The organism is Mycobacterium sp. 3519A, from assembly GCF_900240945.1.
GTDB lineage: Bacteria > Actinomycetota > Actinomycetes > Mycobacteriales > Mycobacteriaceae > Mycobacterium.
In genome coordinates this window covers 976,439-999,883 of record NZ_OESG01000013.1, presented here as the reverse complement: position 1 = coordinate 999,883, position 23,445 = coordinate 976,439, and the positions used below count along the sequence as shown (strand labels likewise).

Sequence of the window (23,445 nt, the reverse complement as noted above, 5' to 3'; positions counted from 1 at the left end):
TCTGGCACGCCGACCCTGGCTACCCCGTCTGCGGCGGCGTCGCAAGTAACCTGGGCAGGTGCCCGCTCGCCTGACCCGCGTCATCGCTGTCGCGGTGGCCCTGGCCATCGTCGTCGGCACCGGTGTCGCGTGGGGAAAGATCCGCTCGTTCGAATCCGGCATCAACCACTTCTCGTCCATCGCGCTCGGCGAGGGCGGCGCCGACGGCGCGATCGACATTTTGCTGGTCGGGTTGGACAGTCGCACCGACGCGCACGGCAACCCGTTGTCGGCGGAGGAACTGGCGACGCTGCGGGCAGGCGACGACGAATCCACCAACACCGACACGATCATCCTGGTCCGCATCCCGAACAACGGAAAGTCGGCGACGGCCATCTCCATTCCCCGCGACTCCTACGTCCAGACGCCGGGCGGGAACAAGATGAAGATCAACGGGGTCTACGGTTCGGCGTACTTCGAGAAGAAGACCGAACTCGTCGAGCAGGACGGCATGGACCCGGCGAAGGCCGAACCGGAAGCGACCGAAGCGGGCCGCGAAGCCTTGATCAAGACGGTCGCCAACCTGACCGGGGTGACCGTCGACCATTACGCCGAAATCGGTCTGCTCGGTTTCGCGTTGATCACCGACGCGCTCGGCGGCGTCAACGTCTGCCTGAAAAACCCTGTGTACGAACCTCTTTCCGGAGCCGATTTCCCGGCGGGCTGGCAGAAGCTGAACGGCCCGCAGGCGCTGAGTTTCGTCAGGCAGCGCCACGACCTTCCGCGCGGCGACCTGGACCGGGTGACCCGCCAGCAGGCGGTGATGGCGTCGCTGGCGCACGACGTGATCTCCAGCAAGACGCTGTCGAGCCCGGCGACCCTGAACCGCCTGCAGGACGCGGTGCAGCGCTCGGTGGTGCTGTCCGACGGTTGGGACATCATGGATTTCATCGAGCAACTGCAGAAGCTGGCGGCGGGCAGCGTCGCGTTCGCCACCATCCCGATCGTCGAAGAGGCCGGCTGGAGCGACGACGGGATGCAGAGCGTGGTGCGCGTCGACCCGGCCCACGTCAAGGAGTGGGTGGCCAGCCTGCTGCACGACCAGGACCAGGGTAAGACCGAGCAATTGGCTTATGCGCCAAGCAAAACGACCGTCGACGTGATCAACGACACCGACATCAACGGTTTGGCGGCTGCCGTGTCGCAGGTGCTCACCAGCAAGGGTTTCGCGTCGGGCAACGTCGGCAACAACGACGGCGGTCACGTCACCGGCAGCCAGGTGCAGGCCGCCAAGGCCGACGACCTCGGAGCGCAAGCGGTCGCCAAGGAACTCGGCGGCATCCCGGTGGTCGAGAACGCCTCGGTGGCGCCGGGTTCGGCGCGTGTGGTGCTGGCCGGTGACTACACGGGGCCGGGGTCCAGCGGTGTCGATCCTTCGCTTGGCACCGTAGACCAGGCCGCCGCGGGAAGCTCCGATGCGGGCGATGCCGAGCCTGCGCCGTCGCCGATCCTCACCGCGGGCACCAACGACCCGGAGTGCGTGAACTGACCACGCTGACATCGGCACTGCTGGATCCGCTGATGGCGGCCGACCCGATGGGCCCGCGCATCACGTACTACGACGACGCCACCGCCGAACGCATCGAACTGTCGACCGTCACGCTGGCCAACTGGGCGGCCAAGACCGGCAACCTGCTGCGCGACGAGTTGGGCGCCGGGCCGGGCAGCCGGGTCGCGGTGCTGCTGCCCGCGCACTGGCAGACGGCCGCCGTCCTGCTCGGAATCTGGTGGATCGGCGCGGAAGTCGTAATGGACGGAGATGCTGAGGTCGCGTTGTGCACGGCGGACCGGTTGGCGGATGCCGACGCTGCCGTCGGCGTCGGCGAGATCGCGGTGCTCTCGCTCGACCCGTTCGGCAAGCCGGTCGCCGATCTGCCGGTCGGGCTCACCGATTACGCGACCGCGGTGCGGGTGCACGGCGACCAGATCTCCCCGGAATCCCGGCCCGGGCCGGCACTGGACGGCCGCACGGTCGCCGACGTGCTCGCGGCCGCCCAATCTTCGGCCGCCGCACAGGGTTTCACCGGTGACGACCGGGTGATGTCGACGGCAGGCTGGGCGACCGCCGACGAGCTGATCGCCAACCTGCTGGCGGTGTTCGCCGCGGGCGCCTCGCTGGTGCAGGTGGCCAACCCGGACACCGCGGCGCTGGACCGTCGTCGCGAGATGGAGAAAGTCACCCGCGGATAGCGCCAGAGTGCCACGCTGACGACATGATCGGTCGGCGCGAGTTTCTGGTGTTCGGGGCCGCTGCGGGGGTGGCGGCCGCCTGCTCGAAACCGCAGCAGTCGCCTGCAGGCCCGCCGGCGACCGACGTCGCGATGGCGGCGCGCGAGACCGACATCGACCTGGGCGGCGTCAGGGTCCACACGTGGACCTACGGCGATCAGGTGCCGGCACGCGAGATCCGGTTGAAGAAGGGTGACCGGTTGCGTGCCGAGTTGACCAACTCCTTGCCCCAGGGCGTGACCGTGCACTGGCACGGCATCGCGATCGTCAACGACATGGACGGCGTCCCCGACCTGACGCAGGCACCGGTGGCGACCGGCCAGAAGTTCACCTACGACTTCGTGGTGCCCGACGCCGGAACGTACTGGTTCCATTCGCATGTCGGCACACAACTCGACCGCGGCCTGTACGGTCCGCTGATCATCGAGGACCCCGGCGAAAAGGCCGACTACGACGACGAACTGGTGGTCGTTCTCGACGACTGGATCGACGGCACTGGCACCGACCCGGACCAGGTGTTCGCCAAACTACGCAGGACGGGCATGAGGCCGATGGCGCCTGGCGGCCCCGGTGTGACGCCGACCAGCCCGCTGGGCGCGGACGGCGGTGACGTCGACTATCCGTACTTCATCGTCAACGGCCGCGTCCCCACCGATCCGCAGGTGGTGAACTACCTTGCCGGCCAACGGATTCGACTTCGGATCATCAACGCCGGATCAGATACCGCCTTCCGCGTCGCGGTGCCGGACGCGTCGATGCGGGTCATCCAGACCGACGGCTACCCGGTGGTGCCGGTGCAGGTCAATTCGGTGATCCTCGGCATGGGTGAACGAGTCGATGCGCTGGTGACGGTGAACGACTCACGGCCGCTGGTGGCGGTGCCGGAGGGCAAACAGGGTCACGCGCAGTTGAACCTGCGGGTCAACAACGTTGCGAGCACCGTCAACGTCGATGAGTTCGTTGCCGCGGTGCGCAAAGAGACCCCGCTGGACACCGCATCGTTGTCACCGACACCGGAGGTGACACTGCCTGCCAGGGCGCCGGATCAGGTCTTCGACGCCCATCTGACCGGGCCGGTCGACGGCTACAACTGGCCGGTCAACGGCAAGCTCTACGACCCAAAAGCCAGTGGTGTGCCGGTGCACCCGAAGCAACGGGTGCGAATCCGGTTCATCAACGATTCGATGATGTTCCACCCATTTCACTTGCACGGCCACACCTTTGAAGTGATGGACGGCGAGACACCCAAGGCGCGCAAGGACACGGTGCTGGTGCCACCGAAGCAAACCGTCACGGTCGACTTCGACACCGACAACCCCGGCAAGTGGATCAGCCACTGCCACAACACCTATCACCTGGAAGCCGGTATGGCGTTCTTCGTGGAGTACGTCTAACCCTCGGGATAGAACAGGAACAGCACGCACCCCTCCGCCGACTGCGGCACGTGCCAGGAACCGGCGGGCGCATGCAGGAAGGTGCCCGCGGGATAGTCGTTCACCCCGTCGTTGAACACCCCGGACACCACGTACACCTCCTCCGGCCCGGGACTGTGGTGATCCTCCCCGCGCCACACCGCGCCGGGGCGGATCGTCGTGATCGCGGCCTTCGCTCCGTTGGGCCCTGTCCACAGCAGCCGGACGGTGATCCCGGGAAAGACTTCCCGCTCCGGCACATCCGACGTGTGAACCCATTCGTAGCCGGGAGCGTTCGGGCCGAACAGGGCCAGATCTCCCGCATGCTGTTGACTCACACACCCCAGGGTAGGACGCGTGCCGGGCGCCGCGCCAAGCGTCCTACTTCAGCAGCGCACGCGACATGACGACGCGCTGAATCTGGTTGGTGCCCTCGTAGATCTGGGTGATCTTGGCGTCACGCATGAACCGCTCGACCGGGAAGTCGGTGGTGTATCCGTAGCCGCCGAACAACTGCACGGCATCGGTGGTGACCTCCATCGCGACGTCGGAGGCGAAGCATTTCGACGCCGATGAGATGAAGCCGAGGTTGGCCTCGCCGCGCTCTGCCCGCGCCGCCGCGGTGTACACCATCAGCCGAGCGGCCTCCAACTTCATCGCCATGTCGGCGAGCATGAACTGCACAGCCTGGAAGTCGGCGATCGCCTTGCCGAACTGCTTGCGCTCCTTGACATATGCGATGGCCGCATCCAGCGCCCCCTGCGCGATACCCACCGCCTGAGCGCCGATGGTCGGCCGGGTGTGGTCGAGCGTCGCAAGCGCCGTCTTGAAGCCGGTGCCCGGTTCGCCGATGATCCGGTCGCCGGGGATGCGGCAGTCCTCGAAGTACAACTCGGTGGTGGGCGAACCCTTGATGCCCATCTTGTGTTCCTTGGCGCCCACCGAGAAACCGGGATCGTCCTTGTGCACCACGAACGCCGAGATGCCGTTGGCGCCCTTGTCCGGATCGGTCACGGCCATCACGGTGTACCACGTCGAGTGTCCGCCGTTGGAGATCCAGCACTTGGCGCCGTTGAGCACCCACTCGTCGCCCTCCTGGCGCGCGCGTGTGCGCATCGACGCGGCGTCGCTGCCCGCCTCCCGTTCGGAGAGCGCGTACGACGCGACAGCCTCACCCGACGCGATCGACGGCAGCACCCGCTTCTTGAGTTCCTCGGAACCCCGCAACAGCATGCCCATGGTGCCCAGCTTGTTGCAGATCGGGATCAGCGACGACGACGCGCACACCCGCGCCACTTCTTCGATGACGATGCAGGCGGCGATCGAGTCGCCGCCCTGGCCGCCGTACTCCTCGGGAATGTGGATCGCGGCGAACCCCGACGACGTCAGCGCCGCCAGCGCTTCATCGGTGTATCGGGCCTTCTCGTCGACGTCGGCCGCGTACGGCGCGATCTCCTTCTCACACAGATCACGCAGCACCGCGCGCAACTCGATGTGCTCGTCGGGAAGCTTGAAAGCGTCGAACGACGGATTACCAAAGGCCATGGCGACTCCTTGCTACTCGCCGGTAACCTTACCGTTTACCTCCGGACACGACCTGAAGCCCTCGCACCATCGAACGGTAGGTGCTGTGGTAGAGCGTGCGGGCCAACTGGCTCTTACGGAGGATGTCCTTGGCGCCCTGCGGCGCGATGAGCCCGACCTCGTGACCGGCGAACTCCGACGTCGCCGTCGTCAGCCGCAGCTTGCCCGCCAGCGCCGACTCGACCTCGCCGCGGTAGAACTCGCTGTGCTCGGCCTGGGTGAAGAACACCTTGTTGAAGCCGATCAGGAACGGCACCAGCTTGGCGCCATCGTTCAGATACCGCAGCGTGCCGGTGGCGACGCCGGGCCAGTACTCGTTGAACACGTCGTCGGCGATCACGATGCCGCCGTCGGCCAGCGTCGCCTCGGCCAGTTTCATATCGCTGTAGACGATGTCGTCGGTGTGCCCGCCGTCGACGGAGAAGAAGCGGACGTCGCCGCCCGCGAGCTCACGCAGCTTGCCAGGGTCGAGCTTGGTCGAGTCGCCCTGATGCACCGAGACGTCGTCCATCGAGGACCACAGCTTGACGTTGTTGGCGAACTTCTCGTAGTCGCCGTGCCCGGAGCCGTCGACGTTGAGATCCTGGTCGCCGAAGATGTCGATGGCCACCGACCGGCCCCCCGGCCGCTGCAGCAGGCGCAAACCGATGAACAGTTTGCCGTGGTGCACGCCGATCTCAGCGACGGCACCCGACACCTGCTTTGCGCGCTGAGCCGCGTCGAGGACATCGAGAACCAGAAGAATCTCTGGCTCCAGGAAGCCTGTGACGAACCGCTGGCCAATTGCCCGGTATCGATTGAAGTTTGGCTGCATCGGTAGGCAGCCTACTGCCCGAGCAGCCGATTTCGCAGTGCGGCGTCCTTTTGCAGCACCATGTCTGCCAGGTTGCTCTGGAATTCGGCCATCCGCGTCCGCAACGCCTCGTCGGACGCCCCCAGGATCCGCACCGCGAGCAGTCCGGCGTTGCGGGCGCCGCCGATCGACACCGTCGCCACCGGCACGCCCGCGGGCATCTGCACGATCGACAGCAGCGAATCCATGCCGTCGAGCTTGGCCAGCGGCACCGGCACCCCGATCACGGGCAGCGGTGTCGCCGAGGCGACCATGCCGGGCAGATGGGCGGCGCCGCCCGCGCCGGCGATGATCACCTCGATGCCGCGGCCCGCCGCGCTCTGCGCGTACTCGAGCATCCGGGCGGGGGTGCGATGTGCGGACACCACGCCCACCTCGAACGGCACGTCGAATTCGGCCAGCGCGTGGGCGGCCTCCTCCATCACCGACCAGTCGCTGTCGCTGCCCATGATCACGCCGACCCGCGCGTGGCTAGTCATGTCCACTCCATCCGTCCGTCCACTCGGCATGCGACAACCAGTGCGCGGCCCGCATCGCACGCTCCCTGACATCGGCGACGTAGTCGTCGTCGTCCAGCGATCCGCCGGGTGCACCGAGAATGTTGACGTGGCCGATCTTGCGGTTCGGCCGCTCCCCCTTGCCGTACAGGTGCACCCTGGCCTCCGGGATCCGGCCGAACAGGTGGTGCAGCCGCTCATCCATGCTCATCGCCGGGGTCTGCTGCGCGCCAATCACGTTGCCCATCACCGTGACCGGCGCGATCGGCGACGTCTCACCGAGTGGATAGTCGAGCACCGCCCTCAGGTGCTGCTCGAATTGCCCTGTGCGCGCGCCGTCCATGCTCCAGTGCCCCGAGTTGTGCGGACGCATCGCCAACTCGTTGACCACCAGCTTGCCGTCCACCGTTTCGAAGAGTTCGACCGCCAACACACCAACCACGCCGAGCTCGTGGGCCAGTCGCAAGGCGAGTTGCCCTGCCGCGCTCGCTAATTCGGCATCCAGCCGGGGTGCGGGAGCGATCACCTCGACGCAGATCCCGTCGCGCTGAACGGTTTGCACCACCGGCCACGCCGCGCCCTGCCCGAACGGTGAGCGCGCCACCAGCGCAGCCAACTCGCGGCGCATCGCGACCTTCTCCTCGACCAGCACCGCCGTGCCGTCGGCCAGGTAGCCGCTTGCGACCTCACGCGCCTGTTCGACGTCGCGCGCCAGCGTCACGCCGCGGCCGTCGTAGCCGCCGCGGGCCCTTTTGACCACCACGTCGGTGCCGACGCGGGCCGCGAACTTCTCGACGTCTGCGGGTTCGGTCACCTCCGCGAATCGCGGCACCGGGGCGCCGATCGCCTCGAGGCGGCGCCGCATCACCAGCTTGTCCTGCGCGTGAATCAGCGCCAAGGGCGGCGGCGCGACGTTCACACCGTCGGCGACCAGCTTTTCCAGCAGTTCGGTGGGCACGTGCTCGTGGTCGAACGTCAGCGCATCGGCCCCGGCAGCGGCCTTCTGCAGGGCCTGCAGGTCGGTGTGCGCGCCGATCACGACATCCGGGCTGACCTGGGCGGCCGGGTCGTCGGGGCTGGCGGCCAGCACGCGCAGCGTCTGACCCAGCGCAATCGCCGCCTGATGGGTCATCCTGGCCAGTTGCCCACCGCCGACCATGGTCACGACAGGAGGCGTCTTCGGGTCACGGGGCACGCCCAATATGTTGTCATGACCGTAACCGGCGCATTTACATACCGTGACCTGCGCGGGTACGCGTGCCTTCCGGTATTTCCGTAGACTGCGCTGTTGTGTCCTTCACCGATGCCACGATCGCACGGCTGCCCCGCCCGGTCCGGCCATACTTCGAGCGGCATCACGAACTGATCAAGTTCGCCATCGTGGGCGCGACGACGTTCGTCATCGACTCGGCGGTGTTCTACACCCTGAAGCTCACGGTGCTCGAGCCCAAGCCGGTGACCGCCAAGATCATCGCGGGCATCGTCGCGGTGATCGCGTCGTACATCCTCAACCGCGAATGGAGCTTCCAGAATCGCGGCGGACGTGAACGCCATCACGAGGCGCTGATGTTCTTCGCGTTCAGCGGTGTCGGCGTGCTGCTGTCCATGGCCCCGTTGTACTTCTCCAGCTACGTGCTGCAGTTGCGTGTTCCCGACGTGTCGCTGACCGTCGAGAACATCGCCGACTTCGTCTCCGCGTACATCATCGGCAACCTGCTGCAGATGGCGTTCCGGTTCTGGGCGTTCCGCCGTTGGGTGTTCCCCGACGAGTTCGGCCGTCACCCCGATATGGCCATCGAATCCACCTTCACCGCGGGCGGTCTGGCCGAGGTGCTCGAAGACGAGTACGAGCGCACGCATGAAGACGGCAAGGTCACGCCGCTGCGCCCCACCCGGCGCGCTCGCCGGCTGGGTCAGCTCGGCGATTCCTCCGAGCCCAGGGTGTCGAAGACTTCGTGATACAGCAGTGAGTGCACGCGTTCCACCCGTGGAATGTCGTGGAACTCAAGGGGATCCTGCGACGCCGACTCGATGATCAGCGTCCCCGTGCGCAACACCCGGTCGGTCAGCCCGTGCCGGAACTCGACGCTGTTGATCCGCGCCAGCGGAATGTCGATACCCGCCCTGGTGAGCAACCCGTGCCGGAACATCACCCGGCGGTCGGTGATGACGAAATGTGTTGTCCACCAATTGAGGAACGGCCACACCGTCAGCCATCCGATGATCACCAGCCAGATCACCCCGATGACGATGAGGATGACGTTGCGCGCGGTGCGATCCCAGTTCGTCTGGTTGACGTAACCTGCGCCGAACGCGGCCAACGCCGTGACGATCAACAGGATCAGCACCGGGCCGATCAACCGCTTCCAGTGCGGATGGCGGTGCAACACGACCTGCTCGTCGCCGGCGAGCACATTGTCCGGGTAGCCCACGGCAGCGACTCTACCCAGCCGAACCCCCGTCGAGCGGGAGTTAACCCGACTTGCAGTCGTTGGCCGCCGGTTTGCCCGCGAACCGGTCCGCCAACCAGGCCAGCACGGTCTCACCCGTCGGCGGATTGTGGCCGCCGCTGGGGTCGAAGTCGATGGTGATCGTGCCACCCATCTCGCATGCCTGCGCAATCCCGGCCGTGGTCCACTCCGCGTCGATGTACGGGTCCTGACCGCCGTACCAGACGTAAAGCGGTGCAGACAGCGGCTTCTGCGGTATCGCCCACTGCTTCAGCAGGTCCCGCAGATGAATCGCCGCATCGGCGTTGTCGGGCGCGAAATCGTTGGGGCCCAACCGCTTGATCGCCTCGCCGCGTTGGTAAGCCGTATCCTCACTGCACGCCGACATCGCGTTCCAGAACTCTTTGGCCGTGCCGTGGCGATACAGGTCGCGGTCGAGATCGGGGTGCAGACGCGCGAGCGATTCGATGATCGCCTGCGTCACCGCGCCCTGCTCGCGGCTCAGCTTGCCGTCCTGCGCCTTGTCGACGAGCCCCGACAGATCGGTCGGTGGTGACGTCGCGGCGGCGCCGACCAGGGTCAACTCAGGTGCATAGCTGGCCGCCTGTTCGTCTGCCGCCCATGCCGCGCCGCCACCCTGCGAACCGCCCATCGCGGCCCATTTGGTGGAGATGTCGGGAAAGGTGCGGCGCAACGCACGCACCGCGTCGATCATGTTCAGCCCGGCGGTCTTCGAATCCGCATAGGGGTGAACACCTTTGGTGCCAAGGCCCTGATAGTCGGGGAAAGCGACCGCGTATCCGAGCTTGGTCAGCACCCGCACCACGCCGATGTAGGAGGAAAGGTCAGGAGACAGCGACGGCGCACACTCGTTGTCGATGCCCAGCGTGCCGTGCCCGAAGCCGACCACCGGCCACCCGCCCTCGGGTGCCTTGCCCCTCGGCACGAACACCGATCCCGACACCACCGTCGGCGCTCCGGTGTCGCCGGAGGTGGACCGGTACAGCAATCTTGCGGCCTGCAAGTCCCTACCCATGAAGGTGCGGGTGACTCCCGGCATCGTGGTGGCCGAGACCAGGCTGCCCGGACCCGATCCCGTCAGATCGGCCGACGCCACGCGTGTCGGCGGGCCACCCGAGGACGGGAACAGATCGAGGAATTTGACGGCCGACGGCTGAAGATAAGGAAACACCATCACCACCGCCGCGATCCCGGCAACCAGAACAAGCGCTACACCGGACCAGAGCACTGAACGGCGCATGCGCCTCCTTGGCTTTCTCCTCGTCAGCAATGTGTCCAAGACCCGCGGCACAACCTACCCGACCAACCTTCGCATCGTCGGAAGCGAACGCGGCACACCGGTTTCAGCGCAGGTGCTCGATGTCTCCGGCGGATACCGCGACCTCGTCGCCGCCCGAATCGATGTGCAACCTGCCCTGCTCGTCGATCGACCGTGCAACACCGACCACGTCCCGCCCGCCGGGCAGAATCGCACGCACCTGCGAGCCGATGGTCACGCTGCGTGCCCGGTACTGTCCGATCAACTCGGCGTCGGCGCCGCCCGCCGCCTGCCAGCGGTCGATGCGGCGGCCCAACTCACGCAACAACGCCCGCGCGAGATCGGTGCGATCGGGCGCCTCGACTCCCAGGCTGCGCAGCGACGTCGCCTGCGCGTCCGGCACCTCGTCGTCGCGCAGCGTCACGTTGAGCCCGATGCCGATGACGATGAACCGCTGGGCCGCGGCGACCTCGGTCAGGATGCCTGCCAACTTCCGGCCACGCGCCAGTACGTCGTTGGGCCACTTGAGCCCCGCCTCGACACCGGCCACCGCAGCCACGGCGTCGACGACGGCCACGCCGGTGGCAAGGGGCAGCCAACCCCACGCGTCGGGCGGTACCCCGCCGGGGTCGACACCCACCGACATCGTCAACTGGGCGCCGGGAGACGTCCACACGCGGCCGTTGCGGCCCCGCCCTGCGGTCTGATGTTCGGCAATCAGAACCGCCCCGGCGATACTCTCGCCGGACGCCGCGCGGGCGAGCAGATCGGCGTTGGTCGACTCGGTGCGCTCGACCACGTCCAATTGCCACCACGGCGCCGCTAGGCCGTCGCGAAGCGCCGCCGCGTCAATTGGAGAAGAGGCATTCACATTTGCCATGGTTCGAACTTATATCCAATGAGCGAAACCTGCTTTTCTAATTTTCGTAAGCGTAAGTAACAAACTTTCAGCACAAGCGTCAATTTCGGATTAGCTATAACGTACCCTCGCCTTACTCACGGTTTACGGAGCCGCTGGCGTGGGCGAGCAAACTGTGGCGTTGCTGTGAGCCTGCGGGTCAGCGCCGCAGCCGATCAATACGCGCCGGTTCCGGCGAACACAGTGCGAACGGTCTTGGCCGCGATGAGCAGATCGTTGGCGATCGACCAGTTCTCCACATAGGACAGGTCCAGCCGGACCGAGTCCTCCCACGACAGATCGGAACGGCCGCTGACCTGCCACAGCCCGGTGATGCCCGGGAGGACGAGAAGGCGACGGCGGACCTGATAGTCGTACGTGTCGACCTCGCGGCGCAACGGCGGCCGCGGTCCCACCACGCTCATGTCGCGACGCAACACGTTGAAGAACTGGGGCAGCTCGTCGATGCTGTAACGGCGCAGCACCCGGCCCACCTTGGTCACCCGCGGATCCTGGCGGATCTTGAACAGCACCCCGCCTGCGCTTTCATTGAGCGCCTCGAGGGCCGAGATCTGCTTGTCGGCGCCCTGGACCATGGTGCGGAACTTGATCATCTGGAACGGCCTGCCGTCCAGGCCGATGCGCTCGGAGCGGTAGAACACCGGTCCCCGACTGGTCAGCTTGATCGCGATGGCGGCGAGCAGCATCACGGGCAGCGCGCCCGCGAGCACGGTCAACGAAACGCAGATGTCGAACGCGCGCTTCTGCAGCCGCTTGGTGCCGCTGTACTGGGGCTTCTCCACGTGAATCAGCGGCAGGCCCGACACCGGTTGCATGGTCAGCCGGGGCCCTGCGACGTCGACGACGCCGGGCGACACCACCAGATCGACGCCGAGTTTGTCCAGCTGCCAGGACAACTCGCGGATGCCCTCCGGGCCGAGATGCTCGGTGGCGGTCAGCGCGACGGTGTCGGCGCCGGTCTCCGAGATGGCGCGTTCGACGTCGTTCTCGTCACCCAGCACAGGCAGCGTGCCCGCACCGGGGATTTCGATCGTCCCGCCGGTGCCGCGGCCGGTCAGGCAAACGCCGATCACCGAGTAGCCGTAGCAGACCTCGCGCGACAGGCATTGGACGAGGCTGCGGACCGCGCGCGGATCTCCGACGGCGAGCACGGAGATCAGGGCCCTGCCCCTGCGCCGCTGCGTGGCCAGTGCACGCCGGCACAGGCTGCGGCCGAGAAGAAGTGCGAACAGGCCGAGCGGAAGAGCAAGGGCGAGATATCCGCGCGCATACTCGGGGCGGAAAATCATCAAGCCGACCGCGATGACGCCGACGGTGGCCAGCGTCGCGGAGAACACCCGGCGATACTCCTCGACACCGGCGCCGATAATCCGCGGCGAGCGGGTGCGATACGCCGCCAGCAGTGTCAACCAAATGGTGCCGACGATCAGCGAGGCCAGGGTGTAATAAGCCATTGCCAGGTCGAACTTGGTGAATGGTTGACCGAGGCGCACCATCTGACCGCAGATCAGCGCGATCGCGACCACGACGACGTCGGTGATGATCAGGGAGAGCCGGTACCGCCTTTGCCAGTTGGCGCGGGAAGCTGGGGGGACATCCGCCGCCGGCGACTCGGCAGGCGCTAGAAACGTCTCAACCGCGGTCACAGCAGTGCGTACCTTCCGTTTGCTAAGAATCGGTAGCCGAGACGGATCATAGCGGCCACTGGTTAACTATTGCACTACTGTCAAGAGTTCGCTGAGCGAACCGGAAAAGACGCTGGTCAATCACAATCCCTCGGATGGCCGCATTGCCCGTTACGACGTTTTGATCGGCCAAGATAAGCTTCGGCGGCCGCTGAGCGAGCCAATAATAGCGCGTGCCGATCCGTATTACGAAGCCGTAGCGACGTTCCGGAATTGCATTGCCCAGCGACACTTGTTGAATCGGCCCGTGACCGAATTTCGTTACACGCGATCTTGCGCTGTGTGGTCGCTGGGAGCCGTCCGGCAAGCTGCTGGACCCAGTAGGGCTAACGCCGGGACGGCTGTGTAGCTTCCCAATAGCTTCCTAGGACGACCCAGGGGCGCCCGGCATGGGGACCACCGGCACGTCCGGTGTGCCGATCCGGGCGGCCAGCCAAGGAAGCGCGATCGGAAACGCGCTCGCCGCCGACGGCCAGTCGTGCTTGCCCGGATCCGACACCACGGCGCACTCGACGCCGTAGTCACTGGCCAATTCGCACAGGTACTGCGCCGCCCCTGCGTGGTCGCTGGGGCTCGTGGGCGGGTCCGGCAACGGCACCGTGCCGGGATTCGGATCCGGCGGCCGGTACATGCTCGGCACCTGCTCACCGACGACGAACCATCCGGCGGTCGAGGAGTACGGCCCGTGCGCCTGGATCACGCTGGCGGGCTCCCACGATGTGAAGGCCTCTTCATCGCCGTTGAACAACCGGGCGATCGTCTCGTCGCGGCCTCCGCCGTCGCGGGGAAACAGGTCGCCGCCGATGTCGACGAATGCGCTGAACAACTCCGGGTACTTCATCGCCAGTGTCACCGCGCAGGTGCCGCCCATCGAGAAGCCCGCCACCCCCCAGTTGGCCGGGTCGGCACTCACCCCGAACTTCGAAATCATATAGGGCACAACATCTTTGGTGAGGTGGTCGGCGGCGTTGCCGCGCTGGCTGTTGACGCATTCGGTGTCGTTGAGGAAGGCGCCGAGGACGTCGACGAACACCACCACCGGCGCGTTGCCGCCATGTTTGGCCGCGAAGTCATCGAGGGTCTTCTGCGCGTCGCCTGCCCGCAGCCAGTCCCCCGGGCGGCCGATCACCCCGCCGATCATCATCACGACCGGCAGCTTGGGCGGCGGGTTGCTGGCATACCAGGCCGGCGGGAGATAGACCACCTCGTCGCGGTGTTTGAAGCCGGATCCGTTGTCGGGGATGGTCACCGTCATCACGGTGCCTTTGTCCGGGATGCCGCCCTTGTCCTGGATCGCCTTCACGCCCGCCGCGTCGGTCTGCCCGGCCACCGGTTTGCCTGCGAGTTGGTCGTATGCGGTCTGCAGCGTCGGGACGTACCCGGTCCACATGTTCAGTGCCAGGGCGACGCACAGCAGGCACAGCGGCACCGCAAGCACCGACGCGCTGCGTCGCCACCAGTGGGTTCCGCGCCACCCCGCGACCACCACAGTGAGGGCGACACCGCCGAGCACCACCCAGATCCAGAAGTAGTACGGCGCCAACCGGCCGCTCGAAAGATCCGACCACTGGATGTACCAGTACGTCAGCGCCGCCGCGATCAAGCCGACCACCAGCGCGACCGGCAGCCAGATCAGCCGCCACCGCCGGGTGCGCCAGCCGACGGCATAGACCAGCACCGCGGCGGCGACGGCCTGTATTGCCAACGGTGCCCATCCGTTCAGCAGCGAGATGGGGGCTAGCGCCATCGGTTCCGAATGGGGCATTCCGCTACCGTACCTGCGTCATCATTCGCCCGTATCCGTCGACAGTGGTGCCCCCTCAACAGAGCTGCAGTCGCCCATCGCCTCCGCCTTCGCAAACGCCGCGTACTGATACGCGTAGATGAATTGCCAACGCGCCAAGGAATAGTCGTATCGCCGAGGAACGGCTTCCATCACAACCGCGTCCGAATCCGGGGAGAAGCACTGCTGAAAAATGAGCCGCGCCCGCGGCAGGTGATAACGCCACGTGACGACGATGATCTTCGACCACGACCGCTTGACGGCCAACCGGTGCACCATCTGCGCCTCGCCGCGGGTGTTCATCTGCGGCGCACGCGCGCAGATCACCTCGATCGGCGGCTGCGGCTTGCACACCCGGTCCATCACCGGATCGTCGGCCGGATACGCATTCGAGATCACCACGGTCGGCGCCCAGCCGCCACGGGCCAGTTCGATGCCGTAGTCCTCGCGCCCGTCATGCTCGCCGCCGAGCACCACCACCGCATCCGCCTTCTGCAGCGGGTCGACCTTCGCGTTGGTGAACACGGCCATCCCGGAGATCCCCATCAGCACAGTGAGTGCGACGAGGATCGCGGCGACTATGACCGCCGCGCGCCGTAGCTCATCGAGCGCCATAGTGGGCCAGGGCTTCGACTGCTATCGCGCGGTAGGCCAGCCACATCGCCCGGCCCATCTCGCGCTGGCCCTCGGCGTTGTAGTGCCGATCGGTTCCGCCGTTGATCGACGCCCGAGCGCCGGGAACGAACGCCGTGCGCGGCCGCCGGTTCGGGGTGTCGGCGTGCACGGCGTTGATCGGGCCGTAATCCTTACCGCTCAATTCCATTTCCTCACCGACCATCTGGCCGACCAGAAAGGGCATCTCGGCGCCGTAGCGGCTGCGCAGGTCGTCGATGACCGAGTCCAACCTGGTCGCATAGACCTGCGCCGCCATCAGCGGCACGTCTGTTTCGCCCTGGTGCCACAGGATCGCGGCGACGGTGCTGCCGGGGTAGCGGGCCAGTGCCGCGTCGATCGCGGCGACGGCGTTGCGGTAGAGGTTTCTGCGGGTGCGGGTGTCGGCGGGATCCCACGTCCAACCGTTCTTGGGCGTGAACGAGGTGTCGCCGCGGGCACCGGGAATCAACAGCACCGCGCGGCCCGTCTCGGCGGCCAGTTGCTTGCCGAAGGTGACACCGAATCCCACACCGCCCGCGGGTATTTCGTGCAGCAGCGGGTCGACGGCCAGCACCGCGGTGCCCTTCGACGGTCCGCACATCGCCCACTGGTGCACGCGCGGATCGGGGCGATCGGGCCCGTCGAGGTCGAGCCCGAGACCCATCCCGACGGCGTTGGACTGGCCGAGCACCGGCACGATCAGATACGGCGCCTGCGGCGGGTCGACGGGGGTGCCCGCGGGCGCCAGCCTTCGCTTGACGGCGGACTTGGCCTCCATCAGCGCGCGCCGCCACAGCGGAGCGTCGCCGTCGGGATTCCTACGGGCACTCACTGACCACCGGCTTTCCAGCGAATCGATCTGCTAGCCAATCGAATTGAGTGCTGACGTCCACGTTGCCATGGCCCTTGTCCGGCTGCAGATCCCACACGATCGGCCCGCCGAGGGCGCACGCCCTGGCGATCGCGTCGGTGGTCCACTGCGGGTCGATCAGGGTGTCCTCGCCGCCGTACAGGATGGACAGCGGCGCGGTGACCCGCTGCTGCGGGACCGCCCACTGCTTGAGCAGCGCCCGCATCTTGTCCGCCGCCTCCGGCGAATGGGGCATCAGGTCGGTGTCTTTGACTTCAGCGGCTGCGGCGTTGCGGTCCAACGACTTAGGGCCCGAACACGACGTCAGGATGTCCCAGTACTTGGCCGCCGCGCCACCGCGGTAGTCGTCACGATTGAAGTCCGGATGCAGCCGGGCCAGCACCTCGACGAGCGGGAACCAGGCGGGCGCCTGATCGGTGGTCAACGTCTGCGACATGGCCTTGTCGACGATTCCGCTGACGTCGGCGGCCGGCGACATCGCGACGACGCCGACGAGGTCGAGTTCCGGTGCGTACGTGGCTGCCTGCTCGTCGGCGGACCACACCGCTCCGCCACCCTGGGATCCGCCGAACGCCGCCCACCGGTTGGAGACGTCGGGGAAGGTGTTACGCAGGGCACGCACCGAGTCGATGATGTTGAGGCCTTCGGTCTTGTTGTCGGTGTACGGATGCACCCCCGGCGCGCCGAGCCCCTGATAGTCGGTGAACGCGACCGCGTACCCCCGCTTGATCAGCGAGGTGACCCAGACGGTCATGTTCAACAGCTTCGGCGACAGCGACGGCGCGCACGGTTCGTCGATACCCGTGGTGCCGTGCCCGAATGCCATCACCGGCCAACCACCCGCCGGCGCAGGCGTTTTCGGCACATACACCGACCCGGAAACGACCGTCGACTGGCCGGTGTCGCCGTTGGTGGAGTGATACAGCACGCGCGCCGATTTCCACAGCGCGCTGTCCGGGTCCTTGTCGAGTTCGGGCATCGCCGTCGCGCTGACCAACGAACCGGGTTGCGATCCGCCGATGTGCGCGGTCGCAATCTGCGACGTTTCCGCGGACGTGCCGTTGAAACGATTCACGATGTCCGGCCCGAACATCCACGCCACCGCGACCGACGCGGCGACCAGAGCTATCCCGAGGCTCACTGCCAGGGTCACGGTTGATCTGCGCATCAGCGCCACCGATACCGGTAACGCCTCGCGAGGTTCATCGCGGGTTGTTCAACGGCGTAGTACGTCAGCGTGGACACCACCATCGTCACGGCCAGCACCAGCCCGATGTTGACGCACATGCCCACCATCGAGTCCTGCGCCAACAGGCCGAACCGGTACAACATCAACATCACCGGGAAGTGCAAGAGATAGAGCGACAACGAAACCTTTCCGACGTACCGAAACGGCGCTAGCTCTAGCGCCTCGCCAAGCCCTGAGCGCTCACCGCGCGCCAGCGGCGCGACGATCACCATGATGACCAAAGCCGATGCGAGCGCGATTCCACTGAGCCCGAACAGGTTTCCGGCGGCGATCAGCACCAGCGAGCCCACCAGCGAGACCGGGATGGCGATCGCTGAGTACATCCGGACCCGGCGGCTGATCCGCTCACTGATCGTGCGCTGTTCCATCGCCACCATGAGCATCGCGGCGAGCATGCCGAACGCGAAGTTGTCCGCGTTGGCCAGGAAGCTGCGCATGTACACCGCCACCCAGTTGGGTCCCCACTGGATGAGTTCGGGGTCGGTGATGCCGAAATGCGCCACGACCAGCGGGGCCAACGCCTTTCCGAGGAATCCGATGGCGATCAGGATGACCGGGGCGATCAGCGCGACGCGCATCGGTCGCAGCGACGACCGCTTCCTCGTGGCGAAGAGCAGATAGCCGAGCAGCGGCAGCGACGCGTAGAACGCGAACTCCAGGGTCAGCGACCAGGACGGGTTCAGACCGGTCAGCGCGTACTTGGGAATGTAGGTCTGCACCAACGTCAGGTTGGCCAGCAGCTGCCACGGGTCGGTGATCATGCCGGTGCCCTTGTCGGTGCCGATCGGCTGCAGCGCCGGGTTGTCGACGTAAACGACCTGGAAGACGTAGTTGCACAGCAGGAAGATCACCACGTAGCCGGGTACGATGCGGGCGAACCGGTGGATGGCGAAGTTGCGGGTGCTGGGAATGGTTGCGACAGAAGGGTCTTCGGTCAACCGGCGAACGTAGGGCAGAAACAACAGGAAGCCGCTTAACACGTAGAAGAAGATCAGGCTCATGCCGAGCAGCGTGATCTTCGTGCTTGCCGCGGCGTGCGGCGAGAAGTTGCCCGCCACGTGCATGACGGCCACCCCGACGGCGGACAGTCCACGCGCACCGTCCAGTCCGATGATCCGTGCGCCGCTGCCCGGCGAGGCGGTGGCCTTGGCGTCGGTGGCGGATTTCGGCGAAACCGTCACGCAGGCGGCTCCCCCGCATTCGCCTCGCCGGCGCCGTCGTCCCCGAGCCCCTGTTCGGCGGTCGCCCCCAACCGTTGCGCGGCGGTGAACGACGTGCAACTGTTCGGCGCGGGCTCACCGCGGAAGCGGTCGTTGATCCAGCCGAACGCCGAAGACACGTCGATATCGCTGTGGCCCTTGTCCGGTTGCGTCAAGATGTCGATCACGTCACCCATGCCGCACGCCGCGGTCAGCGCGCGATCGGTCCACGACGACGGCACCAGGTTGTCCTGGCCGCCGTAGATGACCAGCATCGGCGCTGCGGCGGGCCCCTGCGGCAGGCTCATCTTCTGCAGATAGTCACGCAGCGTCTCGACGGCCTCCGGAGAACTGGGCCGCAGATCGTCGGGGGTGATCTGATCCGTCACCTTGTCCCGCTCGGCGGCCTTGGGGCCCGAACAGGCCAGCAGCGTGTCCCAGTTGTCGGCGACGATGCCGCGCCGGTAGTCGTCGAGGTTGAGTTCGGGATGCGCCTTCTTCAGCCACGACAGGATCAGCGGCAACGCAGGCGCCTGCTCGGGGGTCAGCTGGCCTGCGGCCGCCGCGTCGGCGAAGCCGGTGATGTCGGCTGGAGGGGCCAGGCTGACCGAGCCGACCAGCGCGAGGCCGCCGTTGTAGTTGGCGGCCAGCTCGTTGGCCGCCCAGGTCGCCTGCCCGCCCTGCGAAAGACCAAGCGCCACCCACTCTTTCGATGCGGCGGGGACCAGCTTGCGTGTCGCCCGCACCGCGTCGATCACGTTGTAGCCTGCGGTGGAGGCGTCCAGATACGGGTGGTACGTCTTGTCCAGCCCGAGCCCCTGGTAATCCGGCATCGTGACGACGAAGCCCGCCTTCACCAACGCGGTGACGACGGTCGAGGACTTCAACAGCGTCGGCGACAGCGACGGCGCGCACTCGGGTTCGATGCCGGTGGTGGCGTGCGCGTAGGCCACGATCGGCCAACCGCTTTCCGGCGGCTTGCCCGGCGGCACGAACACGGTGCCCGTCACCTGTTCGGTGCCGCCGGTGATGCCGGAGGTCGAGGTGTATTCGATGCGGGCGGCCAGCGAGGTGGCGGCCCGCAACCGGCGGTCGATGGTGGGCAGCGTGGTGGCATTCGACAGTGCGCCGGGCTCCTGGCCCGCGCCGCTGTAGTCGGCGTCGAGGTGCATGCCCTGGGCCGCCGCGGGCTCCTGCTGGGGCGCCTTGTCCTTGCCGCAGCCCGAGACGGCGATGCCGGCCACCAGGGCCAGGCACGCCAATGCAGTTCCGATCGGAGCGCGGTTCATGCATCCCTTCCCGCGACAGCCTCGTCAACGACGCGGCCGACATGGTTTTTGCCAAGCAGTTTGTTTCTCACCAGGCCGTAGCCGAGCACCAGAATGGCGCTCAGGGCCAGGCCGAGCGCACCCGCATGGAACATGAACTGCCACATCGAACCTACTCGCTCCGGCACACTGCCGCTGTCGACCAACGTCAGGTCGACATTGGAGGTGTCGATGCCGCCGATCTCACGGGTGAGCTGCATCAGGTTGGCCGCGACCGCGTTCGCGGTGCGGCGCGTCAGTCCTGGATCACCACCGGTGACGATGATGTCCATCAGCGCGGAGTTGGTCACCACCACGGTGATCTTGCTGGCCAGATCGCTCGGTGTCTGCTCGAGGCCGAGTTGATCGATGGTCCGCATGGTGACCTGCGGGCTGCGCGCCAGGCTCTGAATGGTGAGCGTGCGCGACACCGAGTTGAGGTGCCCGTAGTAGGCGTCGACCGGTGTCGCGCTGCCCTTCGTCGTCGCGAACACCTTGGCCGTCGACTTGTACACCGGGGCCGAGGTCTCCCAGGCCAGCCAGCCGGCGCCGACGGACAGCGCTGTCGCGCACAGGATCACGATCCAGCCGTTGCGCAGCATCTGCAGGTAGTCGCGCACCAGCGGTGCGCGGGCGGGCGACCTCATGACGCACCGACGCAGATGTCGGTCGGCTTCACCCCGTTGAACCGGTTGGTCAGCCAACTCAGCGACGTCTGGATGATCTGGTAGTTGGTGGTCGAGGTGTCGCCGATCAGCTTCATCACCACCACCTGATCGCCCTTGGCGCACGCGCTTTTCAGCGCCCGCGCGATGCCCGCCTGCGGCACCAGGGTGTCGTCGGTGGCATAGACGACCAGGACCGGCGCGGCCGCGGGCCCAGAGTTGCCCGGCAACGCGGCGCCGCTCAGCAGATCGCGCAGCGCGTTGGCCGCAGCGTCGTCGCGGGGCCGCAGGTCGTCGGCCTTGACCTGGTTGGCGATCTTCTGCGCCGCGTTCGGATCGGTGGGCGCGCAGTCGGTCAGCACATCCCAGTTGTCCTTGGCGACACCAGATCGGTACTGGTCGAGGTCAAACCCGGGATCGTGCGCTGCCTCGTTGGCCAGCAGCACCATCATCAACCGCTTCTGCATCGCGCTCAACGCGCCCTTGTTCGCGACGTCCACCAGTGGTGAGAGATCGGCGAACGGCGAAAGCACAACGGCGCCAACCATATTGAGCCCAGCGCCGTAGTCGCGGGCCCGCTGCGCCGCGGCCCATGCGGCAAGGCCGCCCTGGCCGCTGCCGTCGGCGGCCCAGTTCTCACTGGTGTCAGGCGACACCCGGCGGGCGGCGCGGACCGCGTCGATCATGTTGTTGCCCAAGGTGGTCCAGTCGGTGGCGTCGTGGTCCTCGCCCTTGATGCCCAAGCCCTGATAGTCCGACATCACGACCACGTAGCCGCGATTGAGCAGCGTCACCATCGCCGACGAATAGCCGCCGAGTTCCTTGGCCATCGACGGCGCGCACTTCATGTCCAGGCCCGTCAAGGAGTGCCCGAACGACACTATTGGCCATCCGTCTTTCGGCGGCTTGCCCGCTGGCACCGCGACGATGCCGGAGACCTCCGTCGCATCGCCGGTGCTCGACGTCGAGCGATACACCACCCGCACTGCGGTCGCGTTGGCGCTCTGCAGCACCACGCTGCTCGTGTACGGCTTCACGTCCACCAGCGACCCGGGACCGTCGTCGGTCAGGTTCGGCGGGGGCAACTCGGCCGCGCCGACGAACGGCGGGACCAGCGACCGTTGTGGGCGGTCGTAATCCGGTGGCGGCGCCGGTGGACTCGGGGCGCAGCCAGCCAGGATCGACATCGCGCCGATAACGGCTGCGACAAGCCGCAACCGCACGATCAGTCGCTTCCGTGCCTGGCCCTGGGGCGCCGCTGGCCGCCCGACCCGACCAGCTGGCCTTCCTGCGTGCCGATCACCGCGGTGTCGTCCGACGTGTCGTTGCCGCGCTGCTCATCGCTGCGGGGTCCGCCGTTGGCCGCGGCGTCGTGCTCGACCTGCTTGCGGTGCTGGCGCTTGGTGAGCATGCCGACGCGGTCGAAGGTGACGACCGGCCCGAGGATCCTGACGTTTGCGGCCCGCAGCGCCTGAATCGCTTGGCGCAGCGCCGAACTGGTGGTGCGGCCAATGCGTGACAGCACCAGCACGCCGTCGCACAACGCACCCACGTTGGCGCCGTCGGCGTAGGTGTTCAGTGGCGGCGTGTCGACGATCACGTAGTCGAAGCCGCGCGAGAGGTCTTCGAACAGTGACCCCGCGCGGTCGTTGGCCCACAGCTCGCCCGGCCGCGGCGGCTTGGGGCCGGCGGGAAGCAGCGCGATGGCGTGCGCGCCGACCGGCACGTCGCCGATCAGCGCCTGGGGCAGCGCGTGCTCACCGGAGAGCACCGTGCTGACCCCGCGCTCGGATGCGCCCATCCTGGCCTGCGGTTCCAGCGTCAGGCGATCCGCCAGCGTCGGGTTGCGCAGGTCGCCTTCGACCAGCACCACCGAGCGGCCCGATTCCGCCAGCGCGGCGGCCAGGTCGATGGCCGTGGTGGTGCGGCCTTCTCCGCTACCCGCGCTGGTCACCGCCAGGCTGCGGGCGGGGCCGCTGCCGCCTGCGGGCACGGCGAAGCGCAGGTTGGTGCGCAGCTCGCGGATGCGCTCCGCGTAGAGGCCGTTGCCGTCCAGGTCGACCACCTCGACGCGGGGCCGCGTCGAATCCTCCGGCAGCGCGCCGATCAGGTTGGTGCCCGCAGTGCCCTCGACGGAGTCGCGGCCGCGCAGTCGCTTGTCGAACACGCCCCACAGCACGGCGGCGATGATGCCGAGCACCAGGCCTGCGACGGCGCCGAGGCCGATGATCGTCCAGAAGCCGAGTCCGGTCGCTTCGGTCGGATAGCTCGCTTCGTCGACCACGACGACACCCGCGGCAGGGCTGCCACCGCGGCGCGAGGTCTCCAGTTCACTGACCAGTCCGACGAGCTGATCGGCCACCGCGTTCGCATAGGTCTGGGCCTGGGCCGGGTTGGGATCGCTGACCGCGACATCGAGCAGGACGGTTTTGCCTTCCGGGGCGGCGACAATCTTGCTGCGGAGTTCTTCGGGAGAAATGGGCGCCTTCAGCTGGTCGACTGCTCGGGCCGCGACTTGTTCGCTGGTCGCCAACCCGGCATATGAATTCACCCGTTCTTGAGAAAAGAGATTGTTCTGGTATGCCTCTGTGACAGAAGTGCCGTTCTGAGTTGCCACGAACAACCGGGCCGTCGACTGATATTCGGGGGTCAGGAAAAGCGTCGTCACATACCCGCCGCCCGCGCCGACGATCGTCAGGACCACTACCAGCCACCAGTACCTGCGAAATATGCGCAGGTAATCCATGATCTCCAAGATCCAGCCCTTTCG

22 protein-coding genes are annotated in these 23,445 nt (G+C 66.9%); 4 read left to right on the top strand and 18 right to left on the bottom strand.

Going from position 1 to position 23,445, the window contains the following annotated elements:
* The first annotated feature begins 58 nt into the window (after nt 1-58).
* From C1A30_RS12675 to C1A30_RS12665, 3 genes are read left to right on the top strand one after another with little or no spacing between them, the layout of a single operon-like run.
* Nucleotides 59-1,528, top strand: coding sequence for an LCP family protein (locus tag C1A30_RS12675; RefSeq protein WP_101948652.1), 1,470 nt, complete (start codon nt 59-61; stop codon nt 1,526-1,528).
* Entirely contained in the window at nt 1,525-2,229 is a 705-nt protein-coding gene (locus tag C1A30_RS12670) for a TIGR03089 family protein (protein ID WP_101950159.1), read from the top strand. The genes C1A30_RS12675 and C1A30_RS12670 overlap by 4 nt, the downstream gene beginning before the upstream one ends.
* Nucleotides 2,230-2,252: 23 nt before the next feature.
* Entirely contained in the window at nt 2,253-3,662 is a 1,410-nt protein-coding gene (locus C1A30_RS12665; RefSeq protein WP_101948651.1) for a multicopper oxidase family protein, read from the top strand.
* Here the strand turns inward: C1A30_RS12665 and C1A30_RS12660 are convergent.
* The 5 genes from C1A30_RS12660 to C1A30_RS12640 are packed head-to-tail and all read right to left on the bottom strand — an operon-like array spanning nt 3,659 to nt 7,818.
* Nucleotides 3,659-4,018 (bottom strand): cupin domain-containing protein, encoded by a 360-nt coding sequence (locus C1A30_RS12660; RefSeq protein WP_200828247.1) that lies wholly within the window; start codon nt 4,016-4,018, stop codon nt 3,659-3,661. The two genes, C1A30_RS12665 and C1A30_RS12660, sit on opposite strands and share 4 nt — an antisense overlap.
* A gap of 43 nt (nt 4,019-4,061) precedes the next feature.
* Nucleotides 4,062-5,225, bottom strand: a complete 1,164-nt coding sequence (locus C1A30_RS12655; protein WP_101948649.1) for an acyl-CoA dehydrogenase — start codon at nt 5,223-5,225, stop codon at nt 4,062-4,064.
* Nucleotides 5,226-5,253: 28 nt separating this feature from the next.
* Nucleotides 5,254-6,078 (bottom strand): class I SAM-dependent methyltransferase, encoded by an 825-nt coding sequence (locus tag C1A30_RS12650; protein WP_101948648.1) that lies wholly within the window; start codon nt 6,076-6,078, stop codon nt 5,254-5,256.
* A gap of 11 nt (nt 6,079-6,089) precedes the next feature.
* Nucleotides 6,090-6,596: a 5-(carboxyamino)imidazole ribonucleotide mutase gene (gene purE / locus C1A30_RS12645; protein ID WP_200828246.1), complete on the bottom strand. Its 507-nt coding sequence runs from the start codon at nt 6,594-6,596 to the stop codon at nt 6,090-6,092.
* The gene (locus C1A30_RS12640; protein WP_369974154.1) at nt 6,589-7,818 is read right to left on the bottom strand and encodes a 5-(carboxyamino)imidazole ribonucleotide synthase; all 1,230 of its coding nucleotides are present in this window, start codon (nt 7,816-7,818) and stop codon (nt 6,589-6,591) included. The genes purE and C1A30_RS12640 overlap by 8 nt, the downstream gene beginning before the upstream one ends.
* Before the next feature lie 86 nt (nt 7,819-7,904).
* Between C1A30_RS12640 and C1A30_RS12635 the strand changes: the two genes are divergently transcribed.
* Entirely contained in the window at nt 7,905-8,573 is a 669-nt protein-coding gene (locus C1A30_RS12635; protein WP_101948646.1) for a GtrA family protein, read from the top strand.
* On the opposite strand, the gene C1A30_RS12630 is transcribed toward C1A30_RS12635, so the two are convergent.
* The 13 genes from C1A30_RS12630 to C1A30_RS12570 form a co-directional block, all read right to left on the bottom strand.
* Nucleotides 8,528-9,046, bottom strand: coding sequence for a PH domain-containing protein (locus C1A30_RS12630; RefSeq protein WP_101948645.1), 519 nt, complete (start codon nt 9,044-9,046; stop codon nt 8,528-8,530). The two genes, C1A30_RS12635 and C1A30_RS12630, sit on opposite strands and share 46 nt — an antisense overlap.
* Before the next feature lie 40 nt (nt 9,047-9,086).
* Nucleotides 9,087-10,325, bottom strand: coding sequence for a lipase family protein (locus C1A30_RS12625; RefSeq protein WP_101948644.1), 1,239 nt, complete (start codon nt 10,323-10,325; stop codon nt 9,087-9,089).
* Between the two features lie 103 nt (nt 10,326-10,428).
* On the bottom strand, nt 10,429-11,223 hold the full coding sequence (locus tag C1A30_RS12620; protein WP_101948643.1) for a biotin--[acetyl-CoA-carboxylase] ligase: 795 nt from the start codon (nt 11,221-11,223) through the stop codon (nt 10,429-10,431).
* A 194-nt stretch (nt 11,224-11,417) separates the two neighbouring features.
* Nucleotides 11,418-12,908 carry a sugar transferase gene (locus C1A30_RS12615; RefSeq protein WP_235009856.1) on the bottom strand — a complete coding sequence of 497 codons (1,491 nt, stop codon included), beginning with the start codon at nt 12,906-12,908 and terminating at the stop codon, nt 11,418-11,420.
* 403 nt (nt 12,909-13,311) lie between these two features.
* The gene (locus C1A30_RS12610) at nt 13,312-14,712 is read right to left on the bottom strand and encodes an alpha/beta hydrolase family protein (protein WP_101948642.1); all 1,401 of its coding nucleotides are present in this window, start codon (nt 14,710-14,712) and stop codon (nt 13,312-13,314) included.
* A gap of 21 nt (nt 14,713-14,733) precedes the next feature.
* Entirely contained in the window at nt 14,734-15,345 is a 612-nt protein-coding gene (locus tag C1A30_RS12605; protein ID WP_101948641.1) for a YdcF family protein, read from the bottom strand.
* Nucleotides 15,332-16,216 carry a sialate O-acetylesterase gene (locus C1A30_RS12600; protein WP_235009854.1) on the bottom strand — a complete coding sequence of 295 codons (885 nt, stop codon included), beginning with the start codon at nt 16,214-16,216 and terminating at the stop codon, nt 15,332-15,334. Before C1A30_RS12600 ends, C1A30_RS12605 begins: the two co-directional genes overlap by 14 nt.
* Nucleotides 16,203-17,423, bottom strand: a complete 1,221-nt coding sequence (locus C1A30_RS12595) for a lipase family protein (RefSeq protein WP_101950156.1) — start codon at nt 17,421-17,423, stop codon at nt 16,203-16,205. The genes C1A30_RS12600 and C1A30_RS12595 overlap by 14 nt, the downstream gene beginning before the upstream one ends.
* Nucleotides 17,423-18,685 carry an acyltransferase gene (locus C1A30_RS12590; protein ID WP_101948640.1) on the bottom strand — a complete coding sequence of 421 codons (1,263 nt, stop codon included), beginning with the start codon at nt 18,683-18,685 and terminating at the stop codon, nt 17,423-17,425. Before C1A30_RS12590 ends, C1A30_RS12595 begins: the two co-directional genes overlap by 1 nt.
* Nucleotides 18,682-19,992: a lipase family protein gene (locus tag C1A30_RS12585; protein WP_235009852.1), complete on the bottom strand. Its 1,311-nt coding sequence runs from the start codon at nt 19,990-19,992 to the stop codon at nt 18,682-18,684. The genes C1A30_RS12590 and C1A30_RS12585 overlap by 4 nt, the downstream gene beginning before the upstream one ends.
* On the bottom strand, nt 19,989-20,657 hold the full coding sequence (locus C1A30_RS12580; protein WP_101948639.1) for a YveK family protein: 669 nt from the start codon (nt 20,655-20,657) through the stop codon (nt 19,989-19,991). Before C1A30_RS12580 ends, C1A30_RS12585 begins: the two co-directional genes overlap by 4 nt.
* Entirely contained in the window at nt 20,654-21,898 is a 1,245-nt protein-coding gene (locus tag C1A30_RS12575; RefSeq protein ID WP_101948638.1) for a lipase family protein, read from the bottom strand. Before C1A30_RS12575 ends, C1A30_RS12580 begins: the two co-directional genes overlap by 4 nt.
* Nucleotides 21,899-21,900: 2 nt before the next feature.
* Nucleotides 21,901-23,421 (bottom strand): polysaccharide biosynthesis tyrosine autokinase, encoded by a 1,521-nt coding sequence (locus tag C1A30_RS12570; protein WP_235009850.1) that lies wholly within the window; start codon nt 23,419-23,421, stop codon nt 21,901-21,903.
* Nucleotides 23,422-23,445: the final 24 nt, after the last annotated feature.

What these genes read in the sequence shown, in the direction of transcription:
- C1A30_RS12665 (WP_101948651.1), top strand. Translation starts at nt 2,253, where the DNA reads ATGATCGGTCGGCGCGAGTTTCTGGTGTTCGGGGCCGCTGCGGGGGTG.
- C1A30_RS12655 (WP_101948649.1), bottom strand. Translation starts at nt 5,225, where the DNA reads ATGGCCTTTGGTAATCCGTCGTTCGACGCTTTCAAGCTTCCCGACGAG.
- C1A30_RS12650 (WP_101948648.1), bottom strand. Translation starts at nt 6,078, where the DNA reads ATGCAGCCAAACTTCAATCGATACCGGGCAATTGGCCAGCGGTTCGTC.
- purE (WP_200828246.1), bottom strand. Translation starts at nt 6,596, where the DNA reads ATGACTAGCCACGCGCGGGTCGGCGTGATCATGGGCAGCGACAGCGAC.
- C1A30_RS12625 (WP_101948644.1), bottom strand. Translation starts at nt 10,325, where the DNA reads ATGCGCCGTTCAGTGCTCTGGTCCGGTGTAGCGCTTGTTCTGGTTGCC.
- C1A30_RS12620 (WP_101948643.1), bottom strand. Translation starts at nt 11,223, where the DNA reads ATGGCAAATGTGAATGCCTCTTCTCCAATTGACGCGGCGGCGCTTCGC.
- C1A30_RS12610 (WP_101948642.1), bottom strand. Translation starts at nt 14,712, where the DNA reads ATGCCCCATTCGGAACCGATGGCGCTAGCCCCCATCTCGCTGCTGAAC.
- C1A30_RS12605 (WP_101948641.1), bottom strand. Translation starts at nt 15,345, where the DNA reads ATGGCGCTCGATGAGCTACGGCGCGCGGCGGTCATAGTCGCCGCGATC.
- C1A30_RS12595 (WP_101950156.1), bottom strand. Translation starts at nt 17,423, where the DNA reads ATGCGCAGATCAACCGTGACCCTGGCAGTGAGCCTCGGGATAGCTCTG.
- C1A30_RS12585 (WP_235009852.1), bottom strand. Translation starts at nt 19,992, where the DNA reads ATGAACCGCGCTCCGATCGGAACTGCATTGGCGTGCCTGGCCCTGGTG.
- C1A30_RS12580 (WP_101948639.1), bottom strand. Translation starts at nt 20,657, where the DNA reads ATGAGGTCGCCCGCCCGCGCACCGCTGGTGCGCGACTACCTGCAGATG.
- C1A30_RS12570 (WP_235009850.1), bottom strand. Translation starts at nt 23,421, where the DNA reads ATGGATTACCTGCGCATATTTCGCAGGTACTGGTGGCTGGTAGTGGTC.